Origin of the sequence: Effusibacillus consociatus, assembly GCF_042652925.1 — a bacterium.
Taxonomy (GTDB): Bacteria; Bacillota; Bacilli; order Tumebacillales; family Effusibacillaceae; genus Effusibacillus; species Effusibacillus consociatus.
Genome location: NZ_JBHSHC010000153.1, coordinates 31,570 through 53,345, shown reverse-complemented (window position 1 = coordinate 53,345; position 21,776 = coordinate 31,570). Strand labels below are relative to the sequence as shown.

The following is a 21,776-nucleotide window of genomic DNA, read 5'->3' as shown; positions in this document are numbered from 1 at the left end:
TTTGCTTCCCATGAATCTTTTGCCTGCAAGCGTTTGAGAGTCTAGAGTCCCTTTCCAGAATCGAGGGGAATTGATATACTTATTCTGTGTTTTTCGTGCTGGATCGACAAAACGGAGGGGGACAAGCATGCCACGAATTCTCATTTCCGGTTACTACGGATTTGACAACCTGGGTGATGATACGGTTTTGTTTGGCATCTTGTCAGCCATTCGGAAATTGGATCCCGACGCTGAATTGGCAGTCCTGTCCAATCAACCGAACAGAACACGGGAACTGTTTGACATAGAGGCATTCAACCGCTGGAGTCCGGCTGTGATCACTCGCGAATTGATGCGTTCCGATCTCCTGGTTATGGGAGGCGGGTCCTTGTTGCAGGATGTGAGCAGCCCTCGCAGCGTTCTTTATTATCTTGGAATTGTGGCGATTGCCAAAATGCTCGGCAAACCCGTTGTGTTTTACGCGCAAGGGGTAGGTCCGATCAACAGCCCGATCTCCAAAAGGTTAATCCGAAATATAGTCAACAAAGTGGATCTCATCACAGTAAGGGATGACAAATCGTACGACGATTTAAAAAGATTTGGTGTGCTCAAGCCGCCCATCTATGTAACAGCCGACCCGGCGCTGGCGATTGATACCACCCTTTTTTCAAAAGATGACGGTGCCAGAATCCTGAAGGAATTCGGTATTACTCCTTCGTCTCAAGACAGCACAAAACGGCTTGCAGGGATTGCCATCCGCAACTGGAACACGACACATCCTTATCAAAAGGTATTGGCAAAAGCTTGTGATGAACTGTCCCGGCGCGGCTGGCAGGTCGTGTTTATTCCGATGCAGTATCCTCATGATGTCCGGGTGTCAGAGCAAGTTGTTGAACTGATGCAGGAACCGGCCGTGGTTCTGGACCGCCAATTTTCATTCCGCGATATCTCCAGCATTATCGCCAACATGGATATGATCGTGGGTATGCGTCTTCACTCCCTGATTCTTGCATCTCTGTACGAAGTTCCATTTGTCCCGCTGTCTTATGATCCAAAAATTGACCGCTTTGTGCATCGGATGGGTCTTCCGCAAGGGGAAAGGGTAACCAGTGTCACATTTGAACGTTTGCATGACCAGATCAAAGCTGTCGAGCAAAATCGGGAAAAAATCAAACTCAAAATGCGGGAACCGCTAAGACTCCTCCGGCAGGAGGCGGAAAAAAGCGGGGAGCTCGCAGTGAAATTTTTAAAGCGGTAAGACCTGTTCTGTTTCTCCTGGGGAGGGGAATCCTATTTTGCGGAAAAATCCTATATTGAAGAAATTATTTTTAGCGGGTGTTTTGCTGTTTTCTGTCGGATGCACACCGGGCGTAAACAAATCGGTTCAACAGGATCTTCGACCAACAACTGTTGTGCAGACAAGCTCCGTTAGCCAACCGGCCACCGTGGCTCCTGCCGCGGTGCCAGAAGAATCCAAAACTCCGGAACCGGCGGTGAAACCAGCCGACACGGCTGTGAAAACAGTGGAGAAAGCTGTGGCCAAAAGCATCCCAATCTTGATGTATCATTCCATATCGGACAATCCGAAAAATTTGCTCTGCCTTTCACCGAAACGGTTCGCGGAGCATATGCAGCACCTGAAAGATGCGGGGTATAACACGATTACATTCAGGGATCTGGAAGATTGGGAAGCAGGAAAACCAATACCGGTCAAACCGGTCCTAATTACGCTAGATGACGGTTATCGGGACAATTATACTGACGCTTATCCGGTATTGAAACAATTGAACCTGAAAGCCACCATTTTCATGACAACCGGATTTTTCAATCAGCGGATGAACCTGACGGAAGACATGGCCAAAGAGATGATGGGCAGCGGTTTGATTGAATTCGGATCCCATACGGTGTCTCACGGAGATCTGACCACACAAACAGACGAACGACTGCACAGTGAAATCATTGAATCGAAGCTGGAACTTGAATCAAAACTGGGCGTTCCGATCACCGCATTCTGTTACCCGGCCGGTCGCTTTAACGAGAAAACTCTCAGTTATGTGAAACAGGCCGGTTATCGATTGGCCGTAACAACACGACCCGGATGGGCCGAATTGTCCCAGGGGGTTCACACCCTGCACCGGATTCGGATTAACGGCGATTTAACGACGGAACAATTTAAAAAGATGCTTCCTTAACGGACCGCTTTTCAAGCGGTCTTCCTCTATTTCTGGAAAAAACAGTAGAAAGTTGGGTTTCAACAAATGGTGGATGAAGCCTGTCTATGCGGTGGCACTTGCATCGGTAATATACGGTTTGTACTTTCTGCTCTACAAACAATATGGGTAACTAGATTCGGATCCGCCCAAACGCACAAATGACCGCCTCTCGGTCAAGAGGCGGTCATTGCAGTTTATAAGGACTGAACGTTAAGAATTTGTACGCCCAAAATGCTGTTGGTTTCGGGGAAGTCTGTTGTACCGTTTCCGTACGCCTTCCAGCCGTTGAGCAAATAATATTCGCCATACGCGTACTTAAGAGCGAACCCGGCAAAGTTAATGACATTGCCATTTTCCACTACAGTTGGGCTCGGAGAAAGTCCTATATACACCACATCATATTCAGGACCTCCGGAAGACCGCTGCAAACGGCTTTCCGTCAACCCGGATACAGTTCCATCCGGATAAACGATCACCGTGTACTCACCCGTAGGCAGGGCCAGCGAACGCCAATTGGTCTGCCCCTTGGGCATGATCAGGAAGCTGCCTTTAAAACTGTCGGTTACTTTAAACGTAACCTTTACACCTTTATCAGCTCGTCCGATCAGACTGTCCAGATGGGCGTTAAAGTTCGTTTCAAAGGTTTGCTGGGAGATGCCAAATGCACGATAAAACGGATTCGTGACATTTGCTTTCACATGGGAGATGTAGGTTTTTACCTTCTCGAATCCGTACCGGTTGATCAGATAATCGACGGCCATCCAGTCTTGAACCTCGACGTTATAGCCGGGACTCGCCTCAAGGGTATCTTGCGATTCGTTGAGAAGGCCAGTCAATTTGCCTGCCTTTTTGGCGTCCAGCACATGGTGGCGAAGTTCTGTTTTTCTTCCTTCTGCAACTACGTTGGAATAGTTCTCATATTCAACTTTCAATCCTTCCCGCCAAGCAAGGCCTTCGTTGATCCAGCTGGGCATCGCATAGAGCCCGTTTTGGTTGAACAGCACGTGAACCAATTCATGGGCGAGAACATTCTTGAAGTCTTTCTCGGACGGCAGCTCCGACAAAGGGATATAAATGCTATTGCCATATGCCAGCCCCGAACTGACTTCTACGGCAGCGTTGACAGTTTCAGCGGGGTGTCCATGATTGAGAAGAATTTGACGGTAGCCTTCCTTGTCTGCAGCGAGGTAAATACGAACCGGGTGGGTAAATGGGAGCGTAAAAGATTGACTCACCTTTTGACTGATCTTTGAATTTGCAAGCAGAGTCTCCACTTGCCGAATCCTCTCGGCGGGTACCTTCCCATCCCCATTCAGGACCTCGATTTTGGCAGCTGTTCCTGTTTCGGAAGCGGATGTGCTTTTCACAGTTACCGTAAACGGCGTGGTAGCCGTCTCGGCTTTCCAATCCACTTCCGCCCCCAAAGCTTCAGATACAAAACGAAGCGGAATCAGGGTTCGTCCCTGTATGACCTGTGTTGCCACATCCATTTGAATCGGCTGGTCATTGCGAAAAATCCGGTTACTGTCCAACGGGATCCGGATTCTTACCCCGTCCTTCTCCGCGAAGGCGCTCCAGGCAGTCGGATCCCACCACACATTTGCCCCCATAGCCTCAAACAAAGCACGGAAGGGGACAAACGTCCGATCCTTGATCAACTGCGGTTGTACATCAAAACTTACTTTTTTTCCGTCTACTAACACGAGAATCTCTTCACCTGATGCATGAGCTGATGGAGGCACCAGAGAGAACCCCAAAATCACGACTAACCAGGCGGCGATCCAATGCTGCAGCTTTTTCCCCATTGTCCAGTTCCTCCTCTTGCACTCATCCTAGCCTCCAACATCCTGCCCGGCAACAGTCCAAATGTTGGCAACCCGTTGGACTAAGTTCGTCCGTCGTCGTTATCACTATTTTATAGAGAGCACTAGCGAAAAAACTATGGGAAAAAAGGATTATTTTAACATGGAACCTTATTTAGTGAATGTTTCGTTTCTTGAAACGCCCGCCGCGCACTTCCGCGATCGTTCCCACAGCCAGGAATGCCTCTGGGTCCACCTCTTCCACGATCGATTTCAGTTTCGCTTCCTCCAAACGGGTGATCACGCAAAAAATTACTTTTTTGTCGTCACCGGTATAACCACCCTCCCCGTTCAAATAGGTGACCCCACGGCCAAGCCGTGCGAGGATTGTTTCCCCGATATCTTTGTGTTTTTCACTAATAATCCAGACCGATTTGGATTCTTCGAATCCCTCAATTGTGATATCGATCATCTTAAAGGCAATGTAGTAGGCAATTAGCGAATACATCGCGCGATCCCAGCCGAATACAAATCCCGCACTTGACAGAATGAAGATATTAAAGAACATTACCGTTTCGCCAACCGAAAAAGGAGTTCTCTTATTGATCAGAACAGCAACCATTTCAGTTCCATCGAGAGACCCGCCGTAGCGGATTACCATACCGACGCCGATTCCCAGAATAATTCCCCCGAAAACCGCTGCCAGCAACGGATCGTCGGTAAGACTCGGAACCGGATGAAGCAGCTGTGTGCCAACCGACATAACAGCAACTCCCAAAAGCGTCGAAAGAGCGAATGTCTTTCCGATCTGTTTGTACCCCATTATCAGAAACGGCAGATTCAGAAAGAATAGAAAAATACCAATCGCCCAGCCGGACAAATGGGCAAGAATAATGGAGATTCCCACAATTCCGCCGTCGATAATGCGGTTGGGGATCAAAAAGATTTCAAGACCCACAGAAACCAAAACAGCACCGACAAAAATGAACAATGCCCGTTTTGCATTTTTAGTAATTGTCTTTACTTTCGTCTGACTCATTTGTTTCATTGTCGTGTTCGGTTGGCTCATTCTTCTCCTCCTCCAGACTCTTCCTGACTTGTTCTCTTTATTGAAATTCCTTGTGAAGTTCCTCAATCACCAAATCAATCGCGAACAGCTGCCCTTTAATAAAATCCCGCTGGTCTTCGTACTCCGGTTGTTTCAGTTTGTTTTGCAGAACAGACTGTCTGATTTCCAATCGCTCAATAAACGATTGGATCTTTTCCCTTCGATAGGTCATCGCCATACCAGTTCCTCCGAATCGCAATCTTTGTATACAATTGTATACCAAACCGGCCATTTTTGCAAAATGGGCATGGTCATATGTCTCCTCCGCTGCTCCCCACGCATATGGTGTGCTGAGCGAATCCCCAGGGAGGAAATTCGAATGGATATGCCTTTTTGCGCCAGCCGAGACGATCGGGCACCGTTTTTTTCGGCCAGCGCCTATTCACAAGGAAAAACGATCGAAGTCCAATCTGATGAGTACCAGGGCCGCTGGTTGATTCTGTTTTTCTATCCCAGTGACTTCACTCCTGTTTGACAGACCGAATTGGCAGCGGTCGCTGCCATTTACCCTCAGCTGCGCCAATTCAACGGCGAGGTTTTGGGCATAAGCACGGACAGTATTCCCTCACACAAAGTTTTTACTGATCTCTCTCCGGCGGTAAGACAGGTGCAATTTCCGCTGGTAAGTGACCGGAATCACCGGATCAGCCGCGCGTATCGAGTGCTGGATCCCCACACGGGGGCGGCCCATCGGGCGACAGTGATCATAGACCCGGAAGGAATCATTGTGTCCAAACTGGTGTATCCCAAGGAAGTGGGCCGAAATATCCACGAGATTCTGCGTTTGCTCATAGCGATCCAACACGGAAGACAGACCGGTAAGGGCGTTCCGGCCAACTGGGTTCCGGATAGGTAGGATCCGGTTTCTCTGCTATTTGCAATCTTCTCTCGTGCGTTGATTGCCGATTGTGCCTCGGCAGCAATGGATTGGGAATTTTCTGAAGGAGGAGAAAATGAGGGGACAAAACCCGCCTAAACGAAAGGAATTTAGTATCAACGGATTTTGAGGGCCTTATTTTCTGTTTTTAGAGATCGTTTTTAAAAATAACAGATTTTCAAGTCTTTATATAAGCATTTTGGAGTCGTGATGGCTGCAAAATCATAGAATAGGGCCCCGAAAATCCCTTATTCGGAAAATTGACGTTCCAAACAGCGAAATAAGGCCTCAAAAATCCTCTAATCCCATCTTCCATCTAGAGAATAAAATTTTTTCCCCTCCAAATCAGGCTGGTACGAGCGAATTCGTACTTGACCGCTTGCGGGTTGGAGCCATTTTTTCATTACGAGACTGTGCAGCAATTTACGTGCGTATTTATTCTCGATCTTCAGGTGGGTACAAACATCTTGTGGAGTAATGGGGTGGGCTAATCGGAGGTGATTTTGCCTTTGACACTGATCCGAAAACTGCCACCGGCTCAAGTCCCGCCCATGGGGACCGTATCCGTCAATTTCGAAGGCGACGCGAAAATACGGTCGAATGTAAGCAAAATCGAGGTATCGGTGTCCATCTTTAAAGTCGTACACTTCATATTCCGGATGCAAATGGTTAAATTGACCGAAAGCGGGCCACCAGACTTGTTGCAAAAACAGTTTTTCCGCATGTCCATGCCCTGCTTTCAACCGCCGCAATCTTTCTCCTCTGCGTTTTTCCTGATGGAACTTGATAAATTCAGAATGATCCTCATCAAAAGTCACACACTCGCCTCCTGACAAATAGACGCCGCTCAATTCCTTTGCAAATATAACCGAATTACGCGGGATACCTGCTGATGGCTGAGCGGCGCAGCTTCATTTTTGACAGTTAAATTTTACCATGCAATAGTGGGTTTGTAACATCAAAGTTAAATGGCCTTTTGCGTCAATTCACTTCGTGGATTATTTATCAATCTCCGTCAAACAGATCCCCGATACCGCCTAAGATGCTGCCTTCGCCGACACGGCTGCCGCCCGCCTGCGGTGCTGCGGCGAATACCCGGCTTGCCAAGCGGCTGAACGGCAGGGATTGTACCCATACCTTACCGGGTCCGCGCAGCGTTGCAAAGAACAACCCTTCTCCGCCGAACAGAGCGGTTTTCACTCCGCCAACAAACTGAATGTCATAATCGATCTCTTGCGTGAACGCCACAAGACATCCTGTGTCGATTCGCAGAAGCTCACCCGGCTGCAGTTCTCTTTCATAGATAGTGCCGCCCGCATGAACGAAAGCCAAACCGTCACCTTCCAGCTTCTGCATAATGAAGCCCTCGCCCCCAAAGAATCCGGTACCGAGTTTGCGCTGCAGTTCGATTCCGACAGATACGCCTTTTGCGGCACAGAGGAACGAATCTTTTTGGCATACCACTTTACCGCCAAGTTCGCTCAGATCCATCGGAATGATTTTGCCGGGATAAGGAGCCGCAAAGGATACGTGCCGTTTCCCTTGTCCCGCATTGCTGAATACGGTCATGAACAAACTTTCGCCGGTCAGCATCCGTTTCCCGGCGCTGAACAGTTTACTCATAAAGCCTTTTTCGTTGCCGTCTCCAAAAATGGTCTCCATGGTGATCGCATCTTCCATCATCATCAAGCCACCCGCTTCTGCAATGACGCTTTCCTGCGGATCCAGTTCAATCTCGACAAACTGCATGTCGTCTCCATAAATCTTGTAATCAATCTGATGAGCGTTCATGAAAAATTCCTCCTTATTGTCTCATGAGCCATGGATAGCGCTCGATTAACCGGTTGAGTTTGGGCCCGATTTTTGGAATGAAAGACAGTTCGCGGCGGGTAATACTGCCCATCACGAGTGTCAGTATGCCATAGAAAATTCCGCCGAGCGGCAGGATAATCATCAGTTCAACGGTTGCAAGCAAACGGGCTGATTCGATCACATCCTCGAACAATCCCAGCAGGACCCGATGACTGCCCCAAAGCATGAATCCCATCACAATCGATGCCGCTAAAGGGCGGGTCAGCATCATTCCCAGCTTCAGCCTGACTCCTGTCAGCTTAAACACACTTCGAATGTTTAACCATGACGAAAACAAGTACGCGAGTGAAGCGGAAACAGCAGCCCCTTCGATACCGAGAACCGGAATCAACGCAAGGTTTAATGCAAACTTGGAACCGGTACCAATCAGCATATTTCGAACCGGAAGATACATATATCCGATGCCCTGCAGCATATAAGTGGTAAGGATCTCAAATGACATCAATATGCCCATGAACGAGACGATTCTCATCACATTCGCGCCATCCGTGTGCCGGAACAACATCATATCGATCGGTTCCGCCAACACAAACAGGACAGCGGTTGCAGGAAGAATGGTCAAACTGATCAGGCGAAACGAAATATCAATCCGTTCCTTCATGAGGGTTTCGTTCTTGCTGCTGACTGCTTCCGTGATTGCCGGCAAAAGCGAAGTTCCGATCGCGGTAGCCACCGTGACAGGAAGCTGAATCAAGCGATACCCGTCGTTGGTAAGAATTCCGAAAGACTCGGTTGCTTCTTTTTGTGCAACCCCGATCCATTTCAACAGGTTAATCACCGTATATGTATCGACGAGCTGAGCGATCGGCAGCACCAAAGTCCCCAGAGAAATCGGAATGGCGTATGCAATCAGTTTTCGCAGCATCGGCCAGGAGTCCGGGCTTGTCCTTCCGGTTCTCCTGTTCTGAAAACCTCGCCGCATTTTCGCAACAAAGTACATGACCATCAGAAGACTTGCAACAGCGCCGACCATGCCCCCGAACGTAGCGGTGGCAGCCCCGTATGAAACATCGTATCCCAATTTTAAAACCAGGTAAGTGCCAGTCAGAATGACAGCTACCCGGACAAATTGCTCAATCACTTGCGACATGCCGGAGGGCGCCATGTTTTGATACCCTTGCAAATACCCCCGGTAAGCGGCCAAAATCGGCACCACCAAAATGGCAAAAGCCAGCGCACGAATCGCCAACGTTGCCTGCGATTCACCGGCAAGAGCGGCAAGCCAGGGAGCCCCGAAGAAGAGAATGACAAATGCGGTGACACCCGTTGCCAGCATCAATCGCATGGACAGTTTGAAAATCTGTTCGGCACCGTCATAATCGTTCTCGACTGTTCGCTCCGCAATTGCCTTCGATAGCGCGAGCGGAAACCCGGCTAACGCAAGATAAAGCGCGATGATGTACAAGTTATATGCAATTTGGTACAATCCCATTCCGTAGCTCCCGATCATATTTTGCAGCGGAACTACATACACAACACCGAGAATCTTCGAAATCATCCCGGCTAGCGCCAGAGCGACCGCACCTTTTACAAACGTTTGGCTTTTCGTTGTGTTCATTGATTCCTCCCTAGTCTCACTACGCTCCCCAACATGATACACCATTTTCCGACCCCATCCAATAACAAAGACTTTGACAAATATGTGTGAACAGAAAGACCCTCCCAACGGAGGGTCAAAAAGATTTTTGATAATGTTCCACCAGTAATTCTCCCGTTTTAAAATCAAATACGAAGGAGTGTTGATCCGGTCCTTTCATGTGGACACACCAAACGATTCTTTTTGCATTGTAGTCCTGGGGAGCCACGTAGATATCCTCGATTGTGTCAGAGTCAAACCCCTTCTCTTTAATTTTTGATAGAATCTCGTTCTTTGCCATCCCATCTTTCAACAAGACCGAACCAGTCAAATGAATATAGCCCTTGCTGTCTCCATCAAGCCAAACGATTTTCTCGTTTCCTTCTCCATCTTTGCCAATTAGCATCGTAACTACGGGTCCGGGAGGCGTACGGCGCACGATGTCAATCGATTTTAAGAGACCGTTCTTTAATGTATACTCTTTTGCTTCATTGACGGATGGTGCAAATGATTTGCCGACAATCTCAGTTTGATTTGTGCATCCATTTAAGCTGAAAATCAGGAATGCACCCGATAAAAGGGTAAACAGTCGTTTGATGGCAACCACATCCTAGACTAATTGTATAGATAGGGAGCAAATTTTACCGACCAGAGGCCTGAGTAGTTTCTTCCATATGCGACATAAACTAGCTCTGGTGTAGTGCTCCAGTTATCGTGAATTTGCATATACTGATGGCCGGAAGAAGATCCATTATACACATATTCATCCCAACCAATTCCCGTTACCGTATGCCCCCTGTTTGAATCTCCCTTATTATAATAAGTTTGTCCGGTAAATGTGATGACGCTTGGACCAATCGCAAGGTCAGATTTCACGGTAGCCCAAGTGGGTAGGTAATGTTCAACGGCTTTTGCATACGAATAACCGTGGTTTCTTGCATAATTCTCGATACCTGGACGAATATTGGAGATCAGGGTTGATCCCTCATTGTTTTGAGAATCATACTTCGTTCCCATGTAGTAACGGAGGTCAGAAATTTCCTGGTCATGTGTCATTCCGGAGGTAAGCCTGCTGTATCCATTTGCAGACCAGTATTCAATTACATTCGATGCAGCAGTCGGAGCGCAGCCAGATGGTCCTTGCCAAAGGCTGCTGTATGTTTGGTTCCAGTCAGGGACTGAATTATTGTAAGAGGCATTGTGGGAGCCAGTCTCAAAACTTAAATTGTCAGTAACTCCATCTGAATCAGTTCCAATATCTCCCGTGACAACCTCACCAATCGTTTTCCATAGTTTACGGGATTCCTTGTTATATTCTTTTACCTCTTTAGCAATCGCTTTGTTGTCATCTTTGGACAGTTGAATACTTCCATCGTCTGTAATTATTCCGCAGTGCCATCCTCAAAGTCTTCTTTTAAACCAAAATAGGAAGGTCCTAGCAAAACAATCTTATCAGAAACCACCTTTTTATTGGATACCTTCTTTTGTTTGAATCTACTAATTTGAGCGTTATCCATTACGCTCCTCTTCTTGCTGAAACTAAGAACGGGATATTCATCTTTGTTAGAGCTGACTTCAATGTAGCCAGCCGGAGAACCATCGACAGTAAGATTCACGATATAACTGATTTGGGTGTGAGATGCGTCAAATACCGGTATTGGGTCTTCCACCTTAACAGACTTATTCTTCCAAGGAGACTCAGCATTTGTCTTGCGATCTAAGATGACTTGAAAGAGAGCCGCTTTCCTTGCTTCCTTCACCGATACTGCTGATGAATCGGATGCAGAGGATGTAGATGGAAAAACCATACTTGTGAGCAGTACCAGCGCAGACAACACATACAACAACTTGCGTTTCATACTATTCCCCCTTTTATACAATAATTTGGTATTCGAGTAAACATATTCAATATCATATTACCTGATTCCTTTTAAATTACATTTGTACATTAAAATTTAATACAAAAATATTTTTAACAATAAAAAAAGAAATTGAAAGTATTACCAATGAATTGGACCTTCCCGGCTGTTCGAAGAGTAAGTGTGACTAAATACTTTTAAAGGACTCGATGATGCTGTACTTAAAAGAGGAGTGTAAAGAGGAAAAGTGAGGAATGCGACTATACTATAAAATGCGGGATCTTGAATCATAAGTCGCAATAAAAAAGAAAAACTTCTGTAACGATCGATTCGAAATCCTTTCGTTCAGAAGTTAAGATCGAAAATTATGTATATCCCTTTGTCTTCAAATTCCGGTAACTAACCGCCACACTTTCTAGTGCTGAACGTTTGCATACATCTTGCTCGACAAGCAGCCAAGTTGCCCCCACCACTTCACTTGTCCTGATGATCGAATCAATATCCATCCTGCCCGTCCCTATCTCGGTAAATGACCGTTCCGGCGTATCTTCCATGTCCTTTAGGTGAACGAGGGGACAACGATTGGCGTATTTTCGCATATATTCGGTCGGTGATACATCGGCATTTGTGCCCAGTAGACATCCATCTCCAGCATCAGGAAGTCAGGATTGGTCCGTGCAAGAAGAAGATTCAGAGCATATTCCCCGTCAAACCGTACACACTCAAAATCGTGGTGATGATAACAGAGCTGGATGCCTGCCCTTTTACATGCTTCCCCGATCCGGTTCAATGACTCCGCCAGCTCTTCGTAGTCTCGCTTCCCGCCCTGGCTGTCTTTTGGAAAAGGGCAAACAATATATTGCAGGCCAATCTCGACACCGAATTCAAGGACTCGAGACAATTTATTCTCTAACTCTGTAATGGGAACATGGCTCGAAACGGGCGTCAGTTCAAGATCACTCAAGACATCTTTTAATTCCTTCCCTGTAAAGGAACCGTATCCGGCAAATTCAACTCCCGTATAGCCGATTTCCTTCACCTTTTGCAAAGTGCCGATAAAATCCTGTTCGATTTCTTTGCGCAATGTGTATAGTTGTACCCCTACGTTCAAAGACATCTCCCTGATTTCTTACCGGTATTCGTGAACCACAAACTGATCCAGATGCTTGAGTGACAAAAGAAGCCCTTCCCGCTCCCGGTCATCCTTAAAGACCTCGTCGTGCAGCCCCTCAATGTCAAGGTTGCCCCGATAGCCGATTTCCGCCAGAGCGGAGACGACCTTTTTCCAGTCCACATCGCCAAATCCGGGGGTCCGGTGACGGAACGTCCCCTTTTCAAAGATCCCGTTTCGCCGCAGCTTCCATGGAATCACTTCTGCATCTTTGGCATGTACATGAACAATTCGATCGCCATATTCATGAATCACTTCAATATAGTCGATCATCTGGCACACCAGATGCGAGGGATCGTACTCCAACCCGATTGCTTTGGAAGGAACCGCTTCAAACATGAGATCCCAAGCGTTCGGTGTAAACGCGATGTTGATGCCGCGAAATGGATGGTTCTTAAACATCGGGCAATTCTCGAAACCAATTTTTACACCTAGAGTTTCAGCCTTATCTGCAATAGGAGTAAATACGTCCTTAAAATCGGGAATATTCTCTTCCACAGATTTTTCCGGATCACGCCCGGCAAATGTACCGACAACCGGGACATTCATTTTGGCTGCCATCTCCATAAGACGCAGGAGATGATCATTCGCCTCTCCCCGTTCTTTTGGATCCGGGGCCAGATGATTGGGATAATACCCGAGCGCTGAAACTTCAATGTCCAGACCGCTCAGATGTTCAAATACCTCACCGATTTCCCGTTCACTTGCAATTGACGGATCAAGCGGATCACCAGGCCAGATCAACAACTGCAGGCTGCGAAACCCATTCCGGCAGGCCCACTCCGCCTCTTCTTTCGAATAGCGGGTAAGATAGCCGATTCTCATATTCTTCGCCACACTTCATCCCTCCACCCGAGTCCCATTTTTATTGATCCAAACGAATCTCTCGTCCTTCCTGAGCCGAGCGATACAATGCATCCAGAATCCGCGAAATGCGCAGTCCTTCCTCTCCCGAACAAAGCGGTGTCGTTCCCGAACGAATCGCTCGGGCAAATTCCCGGATCATCGGAAGACCCCCGTCTCTTTCCAGGGAAGCCTGCTCATCAGTACCCCAAGAAAACTGCGGCAACATCCCAACCAGCTGTCCACCCCGTTCTCCGTAGTACATCACCCGATCATTCTCACACTCAAGGCCACCCGTTTCGCCGAGCAGTTGCAGGAACCTTCTTTCCTTTTCAATGTTCGCCGCCCAACTTACATCCAGCGTTAAGGTGGATCCGTCCGTACAGCGAACAAACGCGGAGGCCATATCCTCAACGTCAAACACCCCTTGCGGGTTCGCGACATTCCATGTCCGTATCTGCCGGTCAGGCCGGTCACCGAACTTGCGATAGGTTACCCCGCTCACAGCAACCGGTTCCGGATTGCCCATCAGCCACAGTGCCAGGTCCAGCATGTGGACACCCACATCAATCAAGGGTCCGCCGCCTGACAGTTCCCGAGTTGTAAACCATCCGCCCCAGCCTGGAATGCCCGCCCTGCGCATCCAGCCGGTTTTTCCGTGGTAAATGGGACCCACAGCCCCTTCCGCAATCAAATTCTTCATCCAATGGGAATCCGGACGAAACCGGTTGTTGAGGGCAATCATTAAGGTGCGTCCGGTTTCCTTTTGAACACGGACCATTTCCTCCGCCGCTTGCAGTGTGGAAGCCATCGGCTTCTCGCATAATACGTGCTTTCCGGCTTGCATCGCGTCTATCGCAATCGGCGCGTGATAGACATTTGGGGTCGTGATGAGAACCGCAGCAATATCTTTTTGCTCAAGCATCTGGCGGTAATCGTCAAACACCGTCGGGATATTGAATTTGGCGGCAGCCTGTCTGGCAGTCTCCTCCACCGCATCAAAAACGGCCACTACCTCGACATCAGCTATTGCGGCACAGCACGGAAGGTGCCGATAGCGGGCAATCCCTCCCGCGCCTATCAGACCAATTCGTATTTTGTCCGTCATAAGTAACCCTCTCTTCCAATCTTTCGGGTCCCCATTAACATGGCGAGACTTGGGCTTTAGCCCTTAGCGAGACCTTGCGCGGCCGTGCCGCGGTTCCCGTTTATTCCTACTTTGCCTTACGTCACTTTGATGGGATGTTTTACGCCCACCACGCTTCGGTTACCGGATCGTTAAGTATCACCTGCTTCAGGTTGGCCACACCTTTGCGGACCCCCTCTTCAACCGACATCAATGCATCTTCATGCTCGATACTCAGCACATAGTCATAGCCAACCAGGCGAAGTGCAGAAACAATGTCCGCCCAATGCTTCAGGTCATGACCATATCCAACAGTGCGGAAGATCCACGAACGCTCTTGTACATTCCGGAAACTCTGTGCGTCAAGCAGCCCGTGTGTGTTTACATTCGTCGGATCAATGATCGTATCTTTTGCATGGAAGTGATGAATCGCATTCTCTTTTCCGAGAACCCGAATCGCCTGAATCGGATCAATCCCCTGCCAATACATGTGGCTCGGGTCAAAATTGGCCCCTACGACTTCCCCAACCGCCTCGCGCAAACGCAGCAGAGTTGCCGGAGTATGAACCGAAAACCCGCCGTGCATTTCGAATGCCAGCTTTACACCGTGACGGGCAGCGAAGGTTCCCCATTCACGCCAATAAGGGATCACTTTTTCACGCCACTGCCACTCCAAAACTTCCGTATAATCATGCGGCCACGCTGAAATCGGCCAGTTCGGATACTTCGCATCCTCATGATCCCCCGGGCAGCCCGAGAACACGTTGATCACCGGAATTTCCAGCAGCTGTGCGAGTTTGACCGTTTTGACATAGGTCTCATGAAATCCTTTTGCAATCTCTTTGTTGGGATGCAGCGGGTTGCCATGACAGCTCAATGCCGAAACCATGAGTCCTCTGTCCTCAATCGCATTTTTCCATTTCCGTCGTGCGTCCGCATCTTCCAGAAGCACATCCGGGTTGCAATGGGCATCTCCCGGATAATTCCCCGTTCCGATCTCTACCGCGTCCAATCCGTGAGCTTTCACGTGATCAAGCATCGCTTCAAAGGGCATTTGTTGGAACAATACTGTGAACACACCGAGTTTCATACTGGTTCCCCCTTTATTAAATCCTGACGATTCGTTTCGTCTCGGCCGATTCCAAAGCTGCCAAGATCACTTTCAGCGATTTGTAGCCTTCTTCCCCCGAGATCGCCGGCTGCGTTCCCGTCAGAATATGGTCAATGAATGCATCAATAATTCCGCTTGTCGTCTGTGCGGTATTGGTAGCAACAGCACCGACCTGATGCAGGGTACGATCCCCGTTCGAGTACTCAACGATCACACCGTACTCGGGATCTTCCGCCAACCGCAAGGTCCCTTTTTCACAGTAAAAAACGGTGCTGTTATCTTCTTTCGGTTGATAGCTCCAGCTGGCAACCAGTGTTCCGATCGCCCCGCTTTCCGTCTTGACAATGCACACCGCATTATCGTCCACATCCGTATTTTGCTTGGCCAGTGTATCAACAAACGCTCCCACTTCAACGATTTCTTCCCCGAGCAAGTAACGGAGCAGATCCGCTTTATGCACACCCAAGTCACCCATCGCACCGATGAAAGCCTGCTTTTTCTGGAAGAACCAACCTCCAGCCCCATCCACACTCCATTGTTCCGGTCCTCCATGACCGAATGCCGTGCGGAATGTCAGTACGCGCCCGAGCTCACCGCTCGCCAAAATCGCCTTGGCTTTCTGATGAGGCGGCATTAAACGCTGGTTATGACCAATCATCAGCAATTTCCCGCTTTTTTCTGCGGCCGCAATCATGGCCTGCGCTTCTTCGTGCGACGTTGCCATCGGCTTTTCGCACAGGACATGCTTTCCAGCTTCCAACCCCGCAATGGTGATTGGAGCATGTGACACATTTGCCGTACAAACGCTTACTGCATCAAGACCATCGTGCTGCAGAAGCTCCTGATAGTCGATGTACGCTTTCGCTCCGTACTTCTCCGCAACTTCTGCTGCACGTTCTTTGTTTCGATCACATACAGCCACAATCTCCGCGTTTGGATTCAGGTGATACTCCGGCAAATGCCGATGCTTCGCGATACTTCCGCAACCGATTACTGCAACTTTCACTTTCGACATGTCACATTTCTCCTCTCATGAAATCGATTACAACATCCTGCAAGAGGGCATCAAGCCCCGCATGACTGACGAATTTCCAAGGTATACGGCAAAATGGTATGCAGGACCGGATCCGGTTGTCCCTGCAGCATGGCAATCAATTTGCGCATGGCTTCCGCCCCAATTTGATATTTCGGTTGGGCAATTGTGGTGAGCGGCGGATCGACAATCTGAGCCATTTCGATATCATCGAATCCAACGACCGCCAGCTCTTTCGGGACTTTTACACCGTGCGCTTTCGCTTCCAGAATCGCCCCGATCGCCATTTTGTCATTGGCTGCAAACAGAGCGGTCGGGCGACGTTTCTCCTGGAGCAGCTTGCCCATTAAACTGCGACCCGATTCAAGAGAAAAGTCTCCTTGCAAGACCCACTCTTCCTTGATTCCATTTTCCCGGAGCGCCCTTCTGTACCCGAGCAGCCGATCCCGGCTCAGAATGATGTCGGAAGGACCTTCGATATGGGCAATATGAGTATGGCCCAAGCGGATCAAATGGGAAACAGCTTCATAAGCGGCTGCTACATTATCGATCGCCACAGATGAGAATTCCCCCTCTTTGAAATGTTCGCAAGCGAGTACCACGGGGCCGATTTTCCGGATCGAATCAATCTCCTCGACAGATGAACGGGCAAGGGTCAATATGATTCCATCGGCCCGCCTTTCCTCAAGCAGCTTCAAGTAGTTGTTCTGACGCTCCGAGCGGTTGTCCGTGTTCCCCAAGATGACCGTATAGCCATGAGCAGACGCCTCATCTTCCATTCCCCGGATAATCTGCGAGAAAAACGGGTTGGTAATGTCCGGAAAAACGGCAATCACCGTCCGGGTTTCCTGTTTGCGCAAATAGCGGCCAAGCCCGTTTGGCTGGTAATTCAATTTTTCAATCGCTTCTTTTACTTTTCTCTGCGTCTCGGGAGTATAGGGCCCTTTGTCGGTTAACACGCGGGAAACCGTAGCGGTGGACACTCCTGCTGCTCTCGCCACATCCTTGATGGTTGCCATTTTACCCTCCTGTAAACGATTACATCCAAGTTGAAAGATTTGCATACGAATTGACTCGTATGCCCCTGGTTACTAACAACTACAATTATTAGAATATTATGTTTCTATCTTACGATTAGGAGAGTCGGAAGTCAATCTGTTTTGAGAGGTTTTTTTGAAGAATGGCTAAGGGTTAGCATGAGAAAAAGGATAGGATACTTTCGTTAGCACTCATAAATGTCATTTAAAATTTCACCCGTTTGGTCGTCCACTTCCATGTGCGAAACTTTGGTGCATCCAGGCATATGGTAATAAACGATATACTTTCCCCATTTATGTTCAATTCCATCAAATGTTACATCTTGCTTAACTTCTTTAACGATTCGTACAACATCGTTTTCTTCTATTCTTATAAACCATTTCGAACCCCAATCATAATACCAAAGTGCTGGAAGTACTAAGATTAAAAACACGATGATCATTTCAATGCGCGGAAACTTTCCATTCTCTTTATAACGACGTAAAAGTCGAAGAGTTAAATAAACTAAAAAAATTGCTAAGTAACCAATAGCCCCTGCAAGAAGGGTATACGTTAAATAATAAGCTAACCCCATCTCAGTTTGGGTAAAAATAACAAATAAAAGTATAAGAAAAAAAAATATAGTAAAGACTATTAAACTATTCTTGATCAATTTCATTCACAACACCCCCTTCAATTTATACAAAAAATAGTTTTAACCGCAAAAAAGTCTGTCTCTTTTTTGCGGTTAGATTTAACTTAGTAATCCCATGAACCTTCTAGCATTTGTGCAACATAATCATCCATATATGGATATTTTCTCATCTTCGAATGATTACCATAGGTTTCGTGGAATAGGTAAACACGATCATTTGCAGCTATTTTTGGTAGATTGAAATTATAGTCTGGGTCTTGATCCGACCCCATAGCGGTATCAATATTTATTACATCATCGGTAATATCTTCGTACGTTAAGGAAATACCAGCATTCAGAAAACGATTCCTTACATCTTTGTCATAGCTCCCGCTGAGCCATCCAACAAAATTGAATCCACGAACTTTGTCATTAATTTTATCATACCCCGGATCAAATCCACCAAAAATAAAATAATGGGTATATGAGTGTTGATTTGTGAACGGACTACAATATGGGTCTGTGTCTGTTTTCGTATTCCACAATTCACTGTCATCTCGGTCCATATCATCATAAGTCGATAATGAAGAACCGAAATGTGGTGTACCTAAGGTAATCAAACGTTTTACACTTGAAGAACCGGATAAATTTTCGATGTAATAACGGGAAACTAATCCGCCTTTACTGTGTGCAAGTAAGTTGACTACCTGATATTGACCTATTTTACCTATTGATTTCATACCACTGATAAAATTTTTTAAATGTTGAGCAGCTTCTCCAACATGGGCAGCAAGTTCATTGTGATATTCGAATGCAAACAGATCACTGTTCGCCGTGTAATAGTGGCTACTTTCTAAAACTGCACCTAACTCTGCGTAATCGGATGTGGAATTAATCTTGTGTACATCAACATTACTGTAAGTTGAATAAGAATACGAGTCATAGGATTTACCGGTATATGTCTGAAAAGTTGCAATATAACCTGCGGCTTTAGGTTTTGGTTCTGTATTATACCAACTATTTGCATACCCCCAAGTTCCATGATGGCCCCATAAACCATGAACCATTATTGCAGGAGTATTACCGCTTTCAGTCGTAATGGCAGACAGGGTAACAATATTATTAGTTCCATCTGAATAGAACTTATTTACTTTATAAAGTGCTTGGTAGGTTTTCGACTTTCCTTCTTTCTGCTTTGTCTCCTCAAATGAGATCACTCCGGTTTCCGGGATTTCTTCAAGGCTTGGATCGAGTTCTACAATTAAATCCGATTTCTTTGGTTTATCTTTGATACGTTCAGCATCAATCTCTAAGCCGGGAAAATTTGCAATTTTAACTTTTCCCTTTGGTTTCTCTTTCCTAATATCTTTTTCTGGAATATTTTGTGGAATAGATTGTTTGAATTGACTATCTGAAGCAACCAACAATACCCCGCCGCCAATTAAGTCCGCCTCAAACTTTCCTTTAGCTGATTTTACCTTTTCAACCGGCTTTACCTTACCCATCCCAAAATCATATGTAAAAAGTTTTGGATCTTTTACCTTGGTGGCATCTTCATCGTACGGAATAGAAATATTAAATCTGAGATCTTTATTCTTTGTGCTTAAATAGACAGTCTTTAAGGACGATACTTGGTTTAACATAATTATCGGATTCTCTTTTATCAAGAACTGTCGCAAAATAGGTCCAGTCCCTGTGACCGTACCGGTAATTCCAAATTTATTTTCAGGAATTTGAACAGTACGTTCTTCCGCACCGTCTAAGATCCCGTCATTATTTTGGTCCGGATTAAGTGGATCGGTATGAAAATCTTCAACCTCAACTTGGTCATCTAATCCATCACCATCCGTATCTGCTTTTGTGGGATCTGTACCGTATTTTTGATTTTCTTCATTGTCAGGGAATGAATCAAAATCAGTATCTGCCTCTAGAATAAATAATCCAAGCTTATCTTCCTGTGCATTTGATAAACCATCTTTATCATAGTCTTTGTTAGGATCAAATACCAAACCAGCATTAGGCCCATGACCTTCAACTTTTTCCGTATCGCTAAAGTTTTTTGCATAACCGGTACTTGTAAGGAGCGATAATGTGAGACACATACTTAACAATCTCAAGCTTCTTTTCATAAATCGAACACCTCTCATAACGAAATGAAATTTGTTCCATAGTTAGTTTTTTGAGTAAATTTTTTAATACTTACTCACCTTTTTCACGCGTGTTTAATTTTAATTTACAATATTTTCATGTTCTATTCAACTTATATTTTCCGACAATTATCGACGGTTTGTGACGAAGTGGGTACTTCACAATAAAATTCTGTTTTTTCAACTTGTGGTAACACCGAAGTCTCGTAATTAAATGACGGATGACCTGGTCGTATTGTCAAAATTCAACCTTTCGAAACCAGACTCGCTCTTGTTTTCGATACATTTGGTATCCATTGACCTTTTAGTCTCCTACTTAGATAATTGATTCATGCCGAAAATATCCAGGGAGGGGCATTACTGAAGGGAGCAACACAAATTCTTCAAACAATCAAGAAATGAGTACTAGTTTAGAAGGAAGAATGGATTCTTGGAAACGAAAGTTGAGGTTTGACAGGTTAGAAACCAAAATGCCCAGCCTGGAAAGCAGAAAGGATCATCTCGAAATTACGGTTGGTCAAGTAAAATTGAATTACTTACTTTAATCACAATTCTATTGAATAAGTAACGCAACATTTTCCGATTCCTGATCGCATAACAGCCTGCCCATCGACAACCTCTTTTGCAATAATTGATAATCATTCGACGCGCGGAAATTAATGATGCTTTGGTGGTTAAACGAATTATAAGAGAGGCGTATCAAGTTCCTATTAAGTACGAGGTTCGTTTTCAAGCTGCCCGTATATCCCTGTCGAACAGCAAAGAAGATATTAAACGCCATAGGGTCTACTTGTTGTATGTCGATAACAAACCTATTGGGACAGTCACCATCAAAAGGCTTTCGTTCGGATGCGAAATATCTCATTTGGCTGTGCTTCCTTACATGCAGGTGGAGGGATGGGGGAAGTGGTTGCTCCGGTTTACCGAACGAGAAATTTGCAAATTGGGGCGGAAACGAGCTTTTCTCTTCACTTCGGAAGACCATCCTTGGCTGTCAAGGTTTTATCAAAAAAATGGATACAGAAGAGTTAATATACGCAGATCGTCGTTCACGGGAATACGAATGGCCCAGATTTATTGCCGGGGAGCCCACAGCATCACAGATACCCCCAGCAAACAGATCATCACTCCGATCCAATCATAGAAGTCAGGTGTTTTCCGGTCAATTCCCCATCCCCATAAGACGGAGAGGATTATAAAAACGCCGCCGTAAGCAGCGTATACCCGGCCAAAGGAAGGGAACTTTTGAAGCGTTGGAAGGATACCGTACAGAACCAGAATTAGGCTCCCAACTATCCCGTACCAAACTGGCTTGGCTTCTCGCAGCCACAGCCAAACCAGATAACCTCCTCCTATTTCCGCTAATCCGGCCAGGATAAATAAGAAGACAGCGTATAACATCACAGAT

Annotated in this window: 23 protein-coding genes; 4 read left to right on the top strand and 19 right to left on the bottom strand. The window is 46.6% G+C overall.

Annotation, left to right across the window (positions count from 1 at the left end):
* Positions 1-127 precede the first annotated feature (127 nt).
* Both csaB and ACFO8Q_RS21975 read left to right on the top strand, forming a co-directional pair.
* Positions 128-1,237, top strand: coding sequence for a polysaccharide pyruvyl transferase CsaB (gene csaB, locus ACFO8Q_RS21980; protein WP_380029137.1), 1,110 nt, complete (start codon positions 128-130; stop codon positions 1,235-1,237).
* 37 nt (positions 1,238-1,274) lie between these two features.
* Complete coding sequence (locus tag ACFO8Q_RS21975; RefSeq protein ID WP_380029135.1) at positions 1,275-2,171, top strand: polysaccharide deacetylase family protein; 897 nt, start codon at positions 1,275-1,277, stop codon at positions 2,169-2,171.
* 215 nt (positions 2,172-2,386) lie between these two features.
* Here ACFO8Q_RS21975 and ACFO8Q_RS21970 read toward each other — a convergent pair whose 3' ends face one another.
* The 3 genes from ACFO8Q_RS21970 to ACFO8Q_RS21960 all read right to left on the bottom strand — a co-directional run bounded on the left by ACFO8Q_RS21970 (position 2,387) and on the right by ACFO8Q_RS21960 (position 5,280).
* Positions 2,387-3,997 carry a stalk domain-containing protein gene (locus ACFO8Q_RS21970; protein ID WP_380029133.1) on the bottom strand — a complete coding sequence of 537 codons (1,611 nt, stop codon included), beginning with the start codon at positions 3,995-3,997 and terminating at the stop codon, positions 2,387-2,389.
* 172 nt (positions 3,998-4,169) lie between these two features.
* A complete protein-coding gene (locus tag ACFO8Q_RS21965) occupies positions 4,170-5,033 on the bottom strand; it encodes a YitT family protein (protein ID WP_380029159.1) in 864 nt (287 codons plus the stop codon).
* Between the two features lie 67 nt (positions 5,034-5,100).
* Positions 5,101-5,280: a hypothetical protein gene (locus ACFO8Q_RS21960; protein WP_380029131.1), complete on the bottom strand. Its 180-nt coding sequence runs from the start codon at positions 5,278-5,280 to the stop codon at positions 5,101-5,103.
* Between the two features lie 141 nt (positions 5,281-5,421).
* On the opposite strand from ACFO8Q_RS21960, the gene ACFO8Q_RS21955 reads away from it, so the two are divergent.
* Positions 5,422-5,958, top strand: coding sequence for a peroxiredoxin (locus tag ACFO8Q_RS21955; RefSeq protein WP_380029129.1), 537 nt, complete (start codon positions 5,422-5,424; stop codon positions 5,956-5,958).
* A gap of 320 nt (positions 5,959-6,278) precedes the next feature.
* Here ACFO8Q_RS21955 and ACFO8Q_RS21950 read toward each other — a convergent pair whose 3' ends face one another.
* The 15 genes from ACFO8Q_RS21950 to ACFO8Q_RS21880 form a co-directional block, all read right to left on the bottom strand.
* Positions 6,279-6,797 carry a DNA-binding response regulator gene (locus ACFO8Q_RS21950; RefSeq protein ID WP_380029127.1) on the bottom strand — a complete coding sequence of 173 codons (519 nt, stop codon included), beginning with the start codon at positions 6,795-6,797 and terminating at the stop codon, positions 6,279-6,281.
* A gap of 187 nt (positions 6,798-6,984) precedes the next feature.
* Positions 6,985-7,770, bottom strand: a complete 786-nt coding sequence (locus ACFO8Q_RS21945; RefSeq protein ID WP_380029125.1) for a TIGR00266 family protein — start codon at positions 7,768-7,770, stop codon at positions 6,985-6,987.
* A gap of 13 nt (positions 7,771-7,783) precedes the next feature.
* Positions 7,784-9,409, bottom strand: a complete 1,626-nt coding sequence (locus ACFO8Q_RS21940; protein WP_380029123.1) for a putative polysaccharide biosynthesis protein — start codon at positions 9,407-9,409, stop codon at positions 7,784-7,786.
* A gap of 115 nt (positions 9,410-9,524) precedes the next feature.
* The gene (locus ACFO8Q_RS21935; RefSeq protein WP_380029121.1) at positions 9,525-10,034 is read right to left on the bottom strand and encodes a hypothetical protein; all 510 of its coding nucleotides are present in this window, start codon (positions 10,032-10,034) and stop codon (positions 9,525-9,527) included.
* Positions 10,035-10,042: 8 nt separating this feature from the next.
* Positions 10,043-10,684, bottom strand: a complete 642-nt coding sequence (locus tag ACFO8Q_RS21930) for a C39 family peptidase (RefSeq protein ID WP_380029157.1) — start codon at positions 10,682-10,684, stop codon at positions 10,043-10,045.
* 125 nt (positions 10,685-10,809) lie between these two features.
* Positions 10,810-11,286 (bottom strand): hypothetical protein, encoded by a 477-nt coding sequence (locus ACFO8Q_RS21925; protein ID WP_380029119.1) that lies wholly within the window; start codon positions 11,284-11,286, stop codon positions 10,810-10,812.
* Between the two features lie 365 nt (positions 11,287-11,651).
* The gene (locus tag ACFO8Q_RS21920) at positions 11,652-11,792 is read right to left on the bottom strand and encodes a hypothetical protein (RefSeq protein ID WP_380029117.1); all 141 of its coding nucleotides are present in this window, start codon (positions 11,790-11,792) and stop codon (positions 11,652-11,654) included.
* A gap of 53 nt (positions 11,793-11,845) precedes the next feature.
* Entirely contained in the window at positions 11,846-12,397 is a 552-nt protein-coding gene (locus ACFO8Q_RS21915) for a sugar phosphate isomerase/epimerase family protein (RefSeq protein ID WP_380029115.1), read from the bottom strand.
* A gap of 18 nt (positions 12,398-12,415) precedes the next feature.
* Positions 12,416-13,294 carry a sugar phosphate isomerase/epimerase family protein gene (locus ACFO8Q_RS21910; protein WP_380029113.1) on the bottom strand — a complete coding sequence of 293 codons (879 nt, stop codon included), beginning with the start codon at positions 13,292-13,294 and terminating at the stop codon, positions 12,416-12,418.
* 28 nt (positions 13,295-13,322) lie between these two features.
* The gene (locus tag ACFO8Q_RS21905; RefSeq protein WP_380029111.1) at positions 13,323-14,408 is read right to left on the bottom strand and encodes a Gfo/Idh/MocA family protein; all 1,086 of its coding nucleotides are present in this window, start codon (positions 14,406-14,408) and stop codon (positions 13,323-13,325) included.
* A gap of 139 nt (positions 14,409-14,547) precedes the next feature.
* Positions 14,548-15,516 (bottom strand): sugar phosphate isomerase/epimerase family protein, encoded by a 969-nt coding sequence (locus tag ACFO8Q_RS21900; RefSeq protein ID WP_380029109.1) that lies wholly within the window; start codon positions 15,514-15,516, stop codon positions 14,548-14,550.
* A gap of 16 nt (positions 15,517-15,532) precedes the next feature.
* Complete coding sequence (locus tag ACFO8Q_RS21895) at positions 15,533-16,552, bottom strand: Gfo/Idh/MocA family protein (protein ID WP_380029107.1); 1,020 nt, start codon at positions 16,550-16,552, stop codon at positions 15,533-15,535.
* Between the two features lie 50 nt (positions 16,553-16,602).
* Positions 16,603-17,589: a LacI family DNA-binding transcriptional regulator gene (locus tag ACFO8Q_RS21890; RefSeq protein WP_380029105.1), complete on the bottom strand. Its 987-nt coding sequence runs from the start codon at positions 17,587-17,589 to the stop codon at positions 16,603-16,605.
* 203 nt (positions 17,590-17,792) lie between these two features.
* The gene (locus tag ACFO8Q_RS21885; RefSeq protein WP_380029102.1) at positions 17,793-18,266 is read right to left on the bottom strand and encodes a hypothetical protein; all 474 of its coding nucleotides are present in this window, start codon (positions 18,264-18,266) and stop codon (positions 17,793-17,795) included.
* 80 nt (positions 18,267-18,346) lie between these two features.
* Positions 18,347-20,350, bottom strand: a complete 2,004-nt coding sequence (locus ACFO8Q_RS21880; protein WP_380029100.1) for an esterase/lipase family protein — start codon at positions 20,348-20,350, stop codon at positions 18,347-18,349.
* Between the two features lie 688 nt (positions 20,351-21,038).
* Here ACFO8Q_RS21880 and ACFO8Q_RS21875 point away from each other — a divergent pair.
* Positions 21,039-21,512 (top strand): GNAT family N-acetyltransferase, encoded by a 474-nt coding sequence (locus ACFO8Q_RS21875; protein WP_380029098.1) that lies wholly within the window; start codon positions 21,039-21,041, stop codon positions 21,510-21,512.
* On the opposite strand, the gene ACFO8Q_RS21870 is transcribed toward ACFO8Q_RS21875, so the two are convergent.
* Entirely contained in the window at positions 21,443-21,769 is a 327-nt protein-coding gene (locus ACFO8Q_RS21870) for a YnfA family protein (protein WP_380029096.1), read from the bottom strand. The two genes, ACFO8Q_RS21875 and ACFO8Q_RS21870, sit on opposite strands and share 70 nt — an antisense overlap.
* Between the last annotated feature and the right edge of the window lie 7 nt (positions 21,770-21,776).

Bases quoted from the DNA above. Each gene is read 5' to 3' on its own strand.
- csaB (WP_380029137.1), top strand. From the start codon at position 128: ATGCCACGAATTCTCATTTCCGGTTACTACGGATTTGACAACCTGGGT.
- ACFO8Q_RS21905 (WP_380029111.1), bottom strand. From the start codon at position 14,408: ATGACGGACAAAATACGAATTGGTCTGATAGGCGCGGGAGGGATTGCC.
- ACFO8Q_RS21925 (WP_380029119.1), bottom strand. From the start codon at position 11,286: ATGAAACGCAAGTTGTTGTATGTGTTGTCTGCGCTGGTACTGCTCACA.
- ACFO8Q_RS21945 (WP_380029125.1), bottom strand. From the start codon at position 7,770: ATGAACGCTCATCAGATTGATTACAAGATTTATGGAGACGACATGCAG.
- ACFO8Q_RS21920 (WP_380029117.1), bottom strand. From the start codon at position 11,792: ATGGATATTGATTCGATCATCAGGACAAGTGAAGTGGTGGGGGCAACT.
- ACFO8Q_RS21890 (WP_380029105.1), bottom strand. From the start codon at position 17,589: ATGGCAACCATCAAGGATGTGGCGAGAGCAGCAGGAGTGTCCACCGCT.
- ACFO8Q_RS21970 (WP_380029133.1), bottom strand. From the start codon at position 3,997: ATGGGGAAAAAGCTGCAGCATTGGATCGCCGCCTGGTTAGTCGTGATT.
- ACFO8Q_RS21960 (WP_380029131.1), bottom strand. From the start codon at position 5,280: ATGGCGATGACCTATCGAAGGGAAAAGATCCAATCGTTTATTGAGCGA.
- ACFO8Q_RS21870 (WP_380029096.1), bottom strand. From the start codon at position 21,769: ATGTTATACGCTGTCTTCTTATTTATCCTGGCCGGATTAGCGGAAATA.
- ACFO8Q_RS21940 (WP_380029123.1), bottom strand. From the start codon at position 9,409: ATGAACACAACGAAAAGCCAAACGTTTGTAAAAGGTGCGGTCGCTCTG.
- ACFO8Q_RS21885 (WP_380029102.1), bottom strand. From the start codon at position 18,266: ATGAAATTGATCAAGAATAGTTTAATAGTCTTTACTATATTTTTTTTT.
- ACFO8Q_RS21900 (WP_380029109.1), bottom strand. From the start codon at position 15,516: ATGAAACTCGGTGTGTTCACAGTATTGTTCCAACAAATGCCCTTTGAA.
- ACFO8Q_RS21965 (WP_380029159.1), bottom strand. From the start codon at position 5,033: ATGAGTCAGACGAAAGTAAAGACAATTACTAAAAATGCAAAACGGGCA.
- ACFO8Q_RS21895 (WP_380029107.1), bottom strand. From the start codon at position 16,552: ATGTCGAAAGTGAAAGTTGCAGTAATCGGTTGCGGAAGTATCGCGAAG.
- ACFO8Q_RS21880 (WP_380029100.1), bottom strand. From the start codon at position 20,350: ATGAAAAGAAGCTTGAGATTGTTAAGTATGTGTCTCACATTATCGCTC.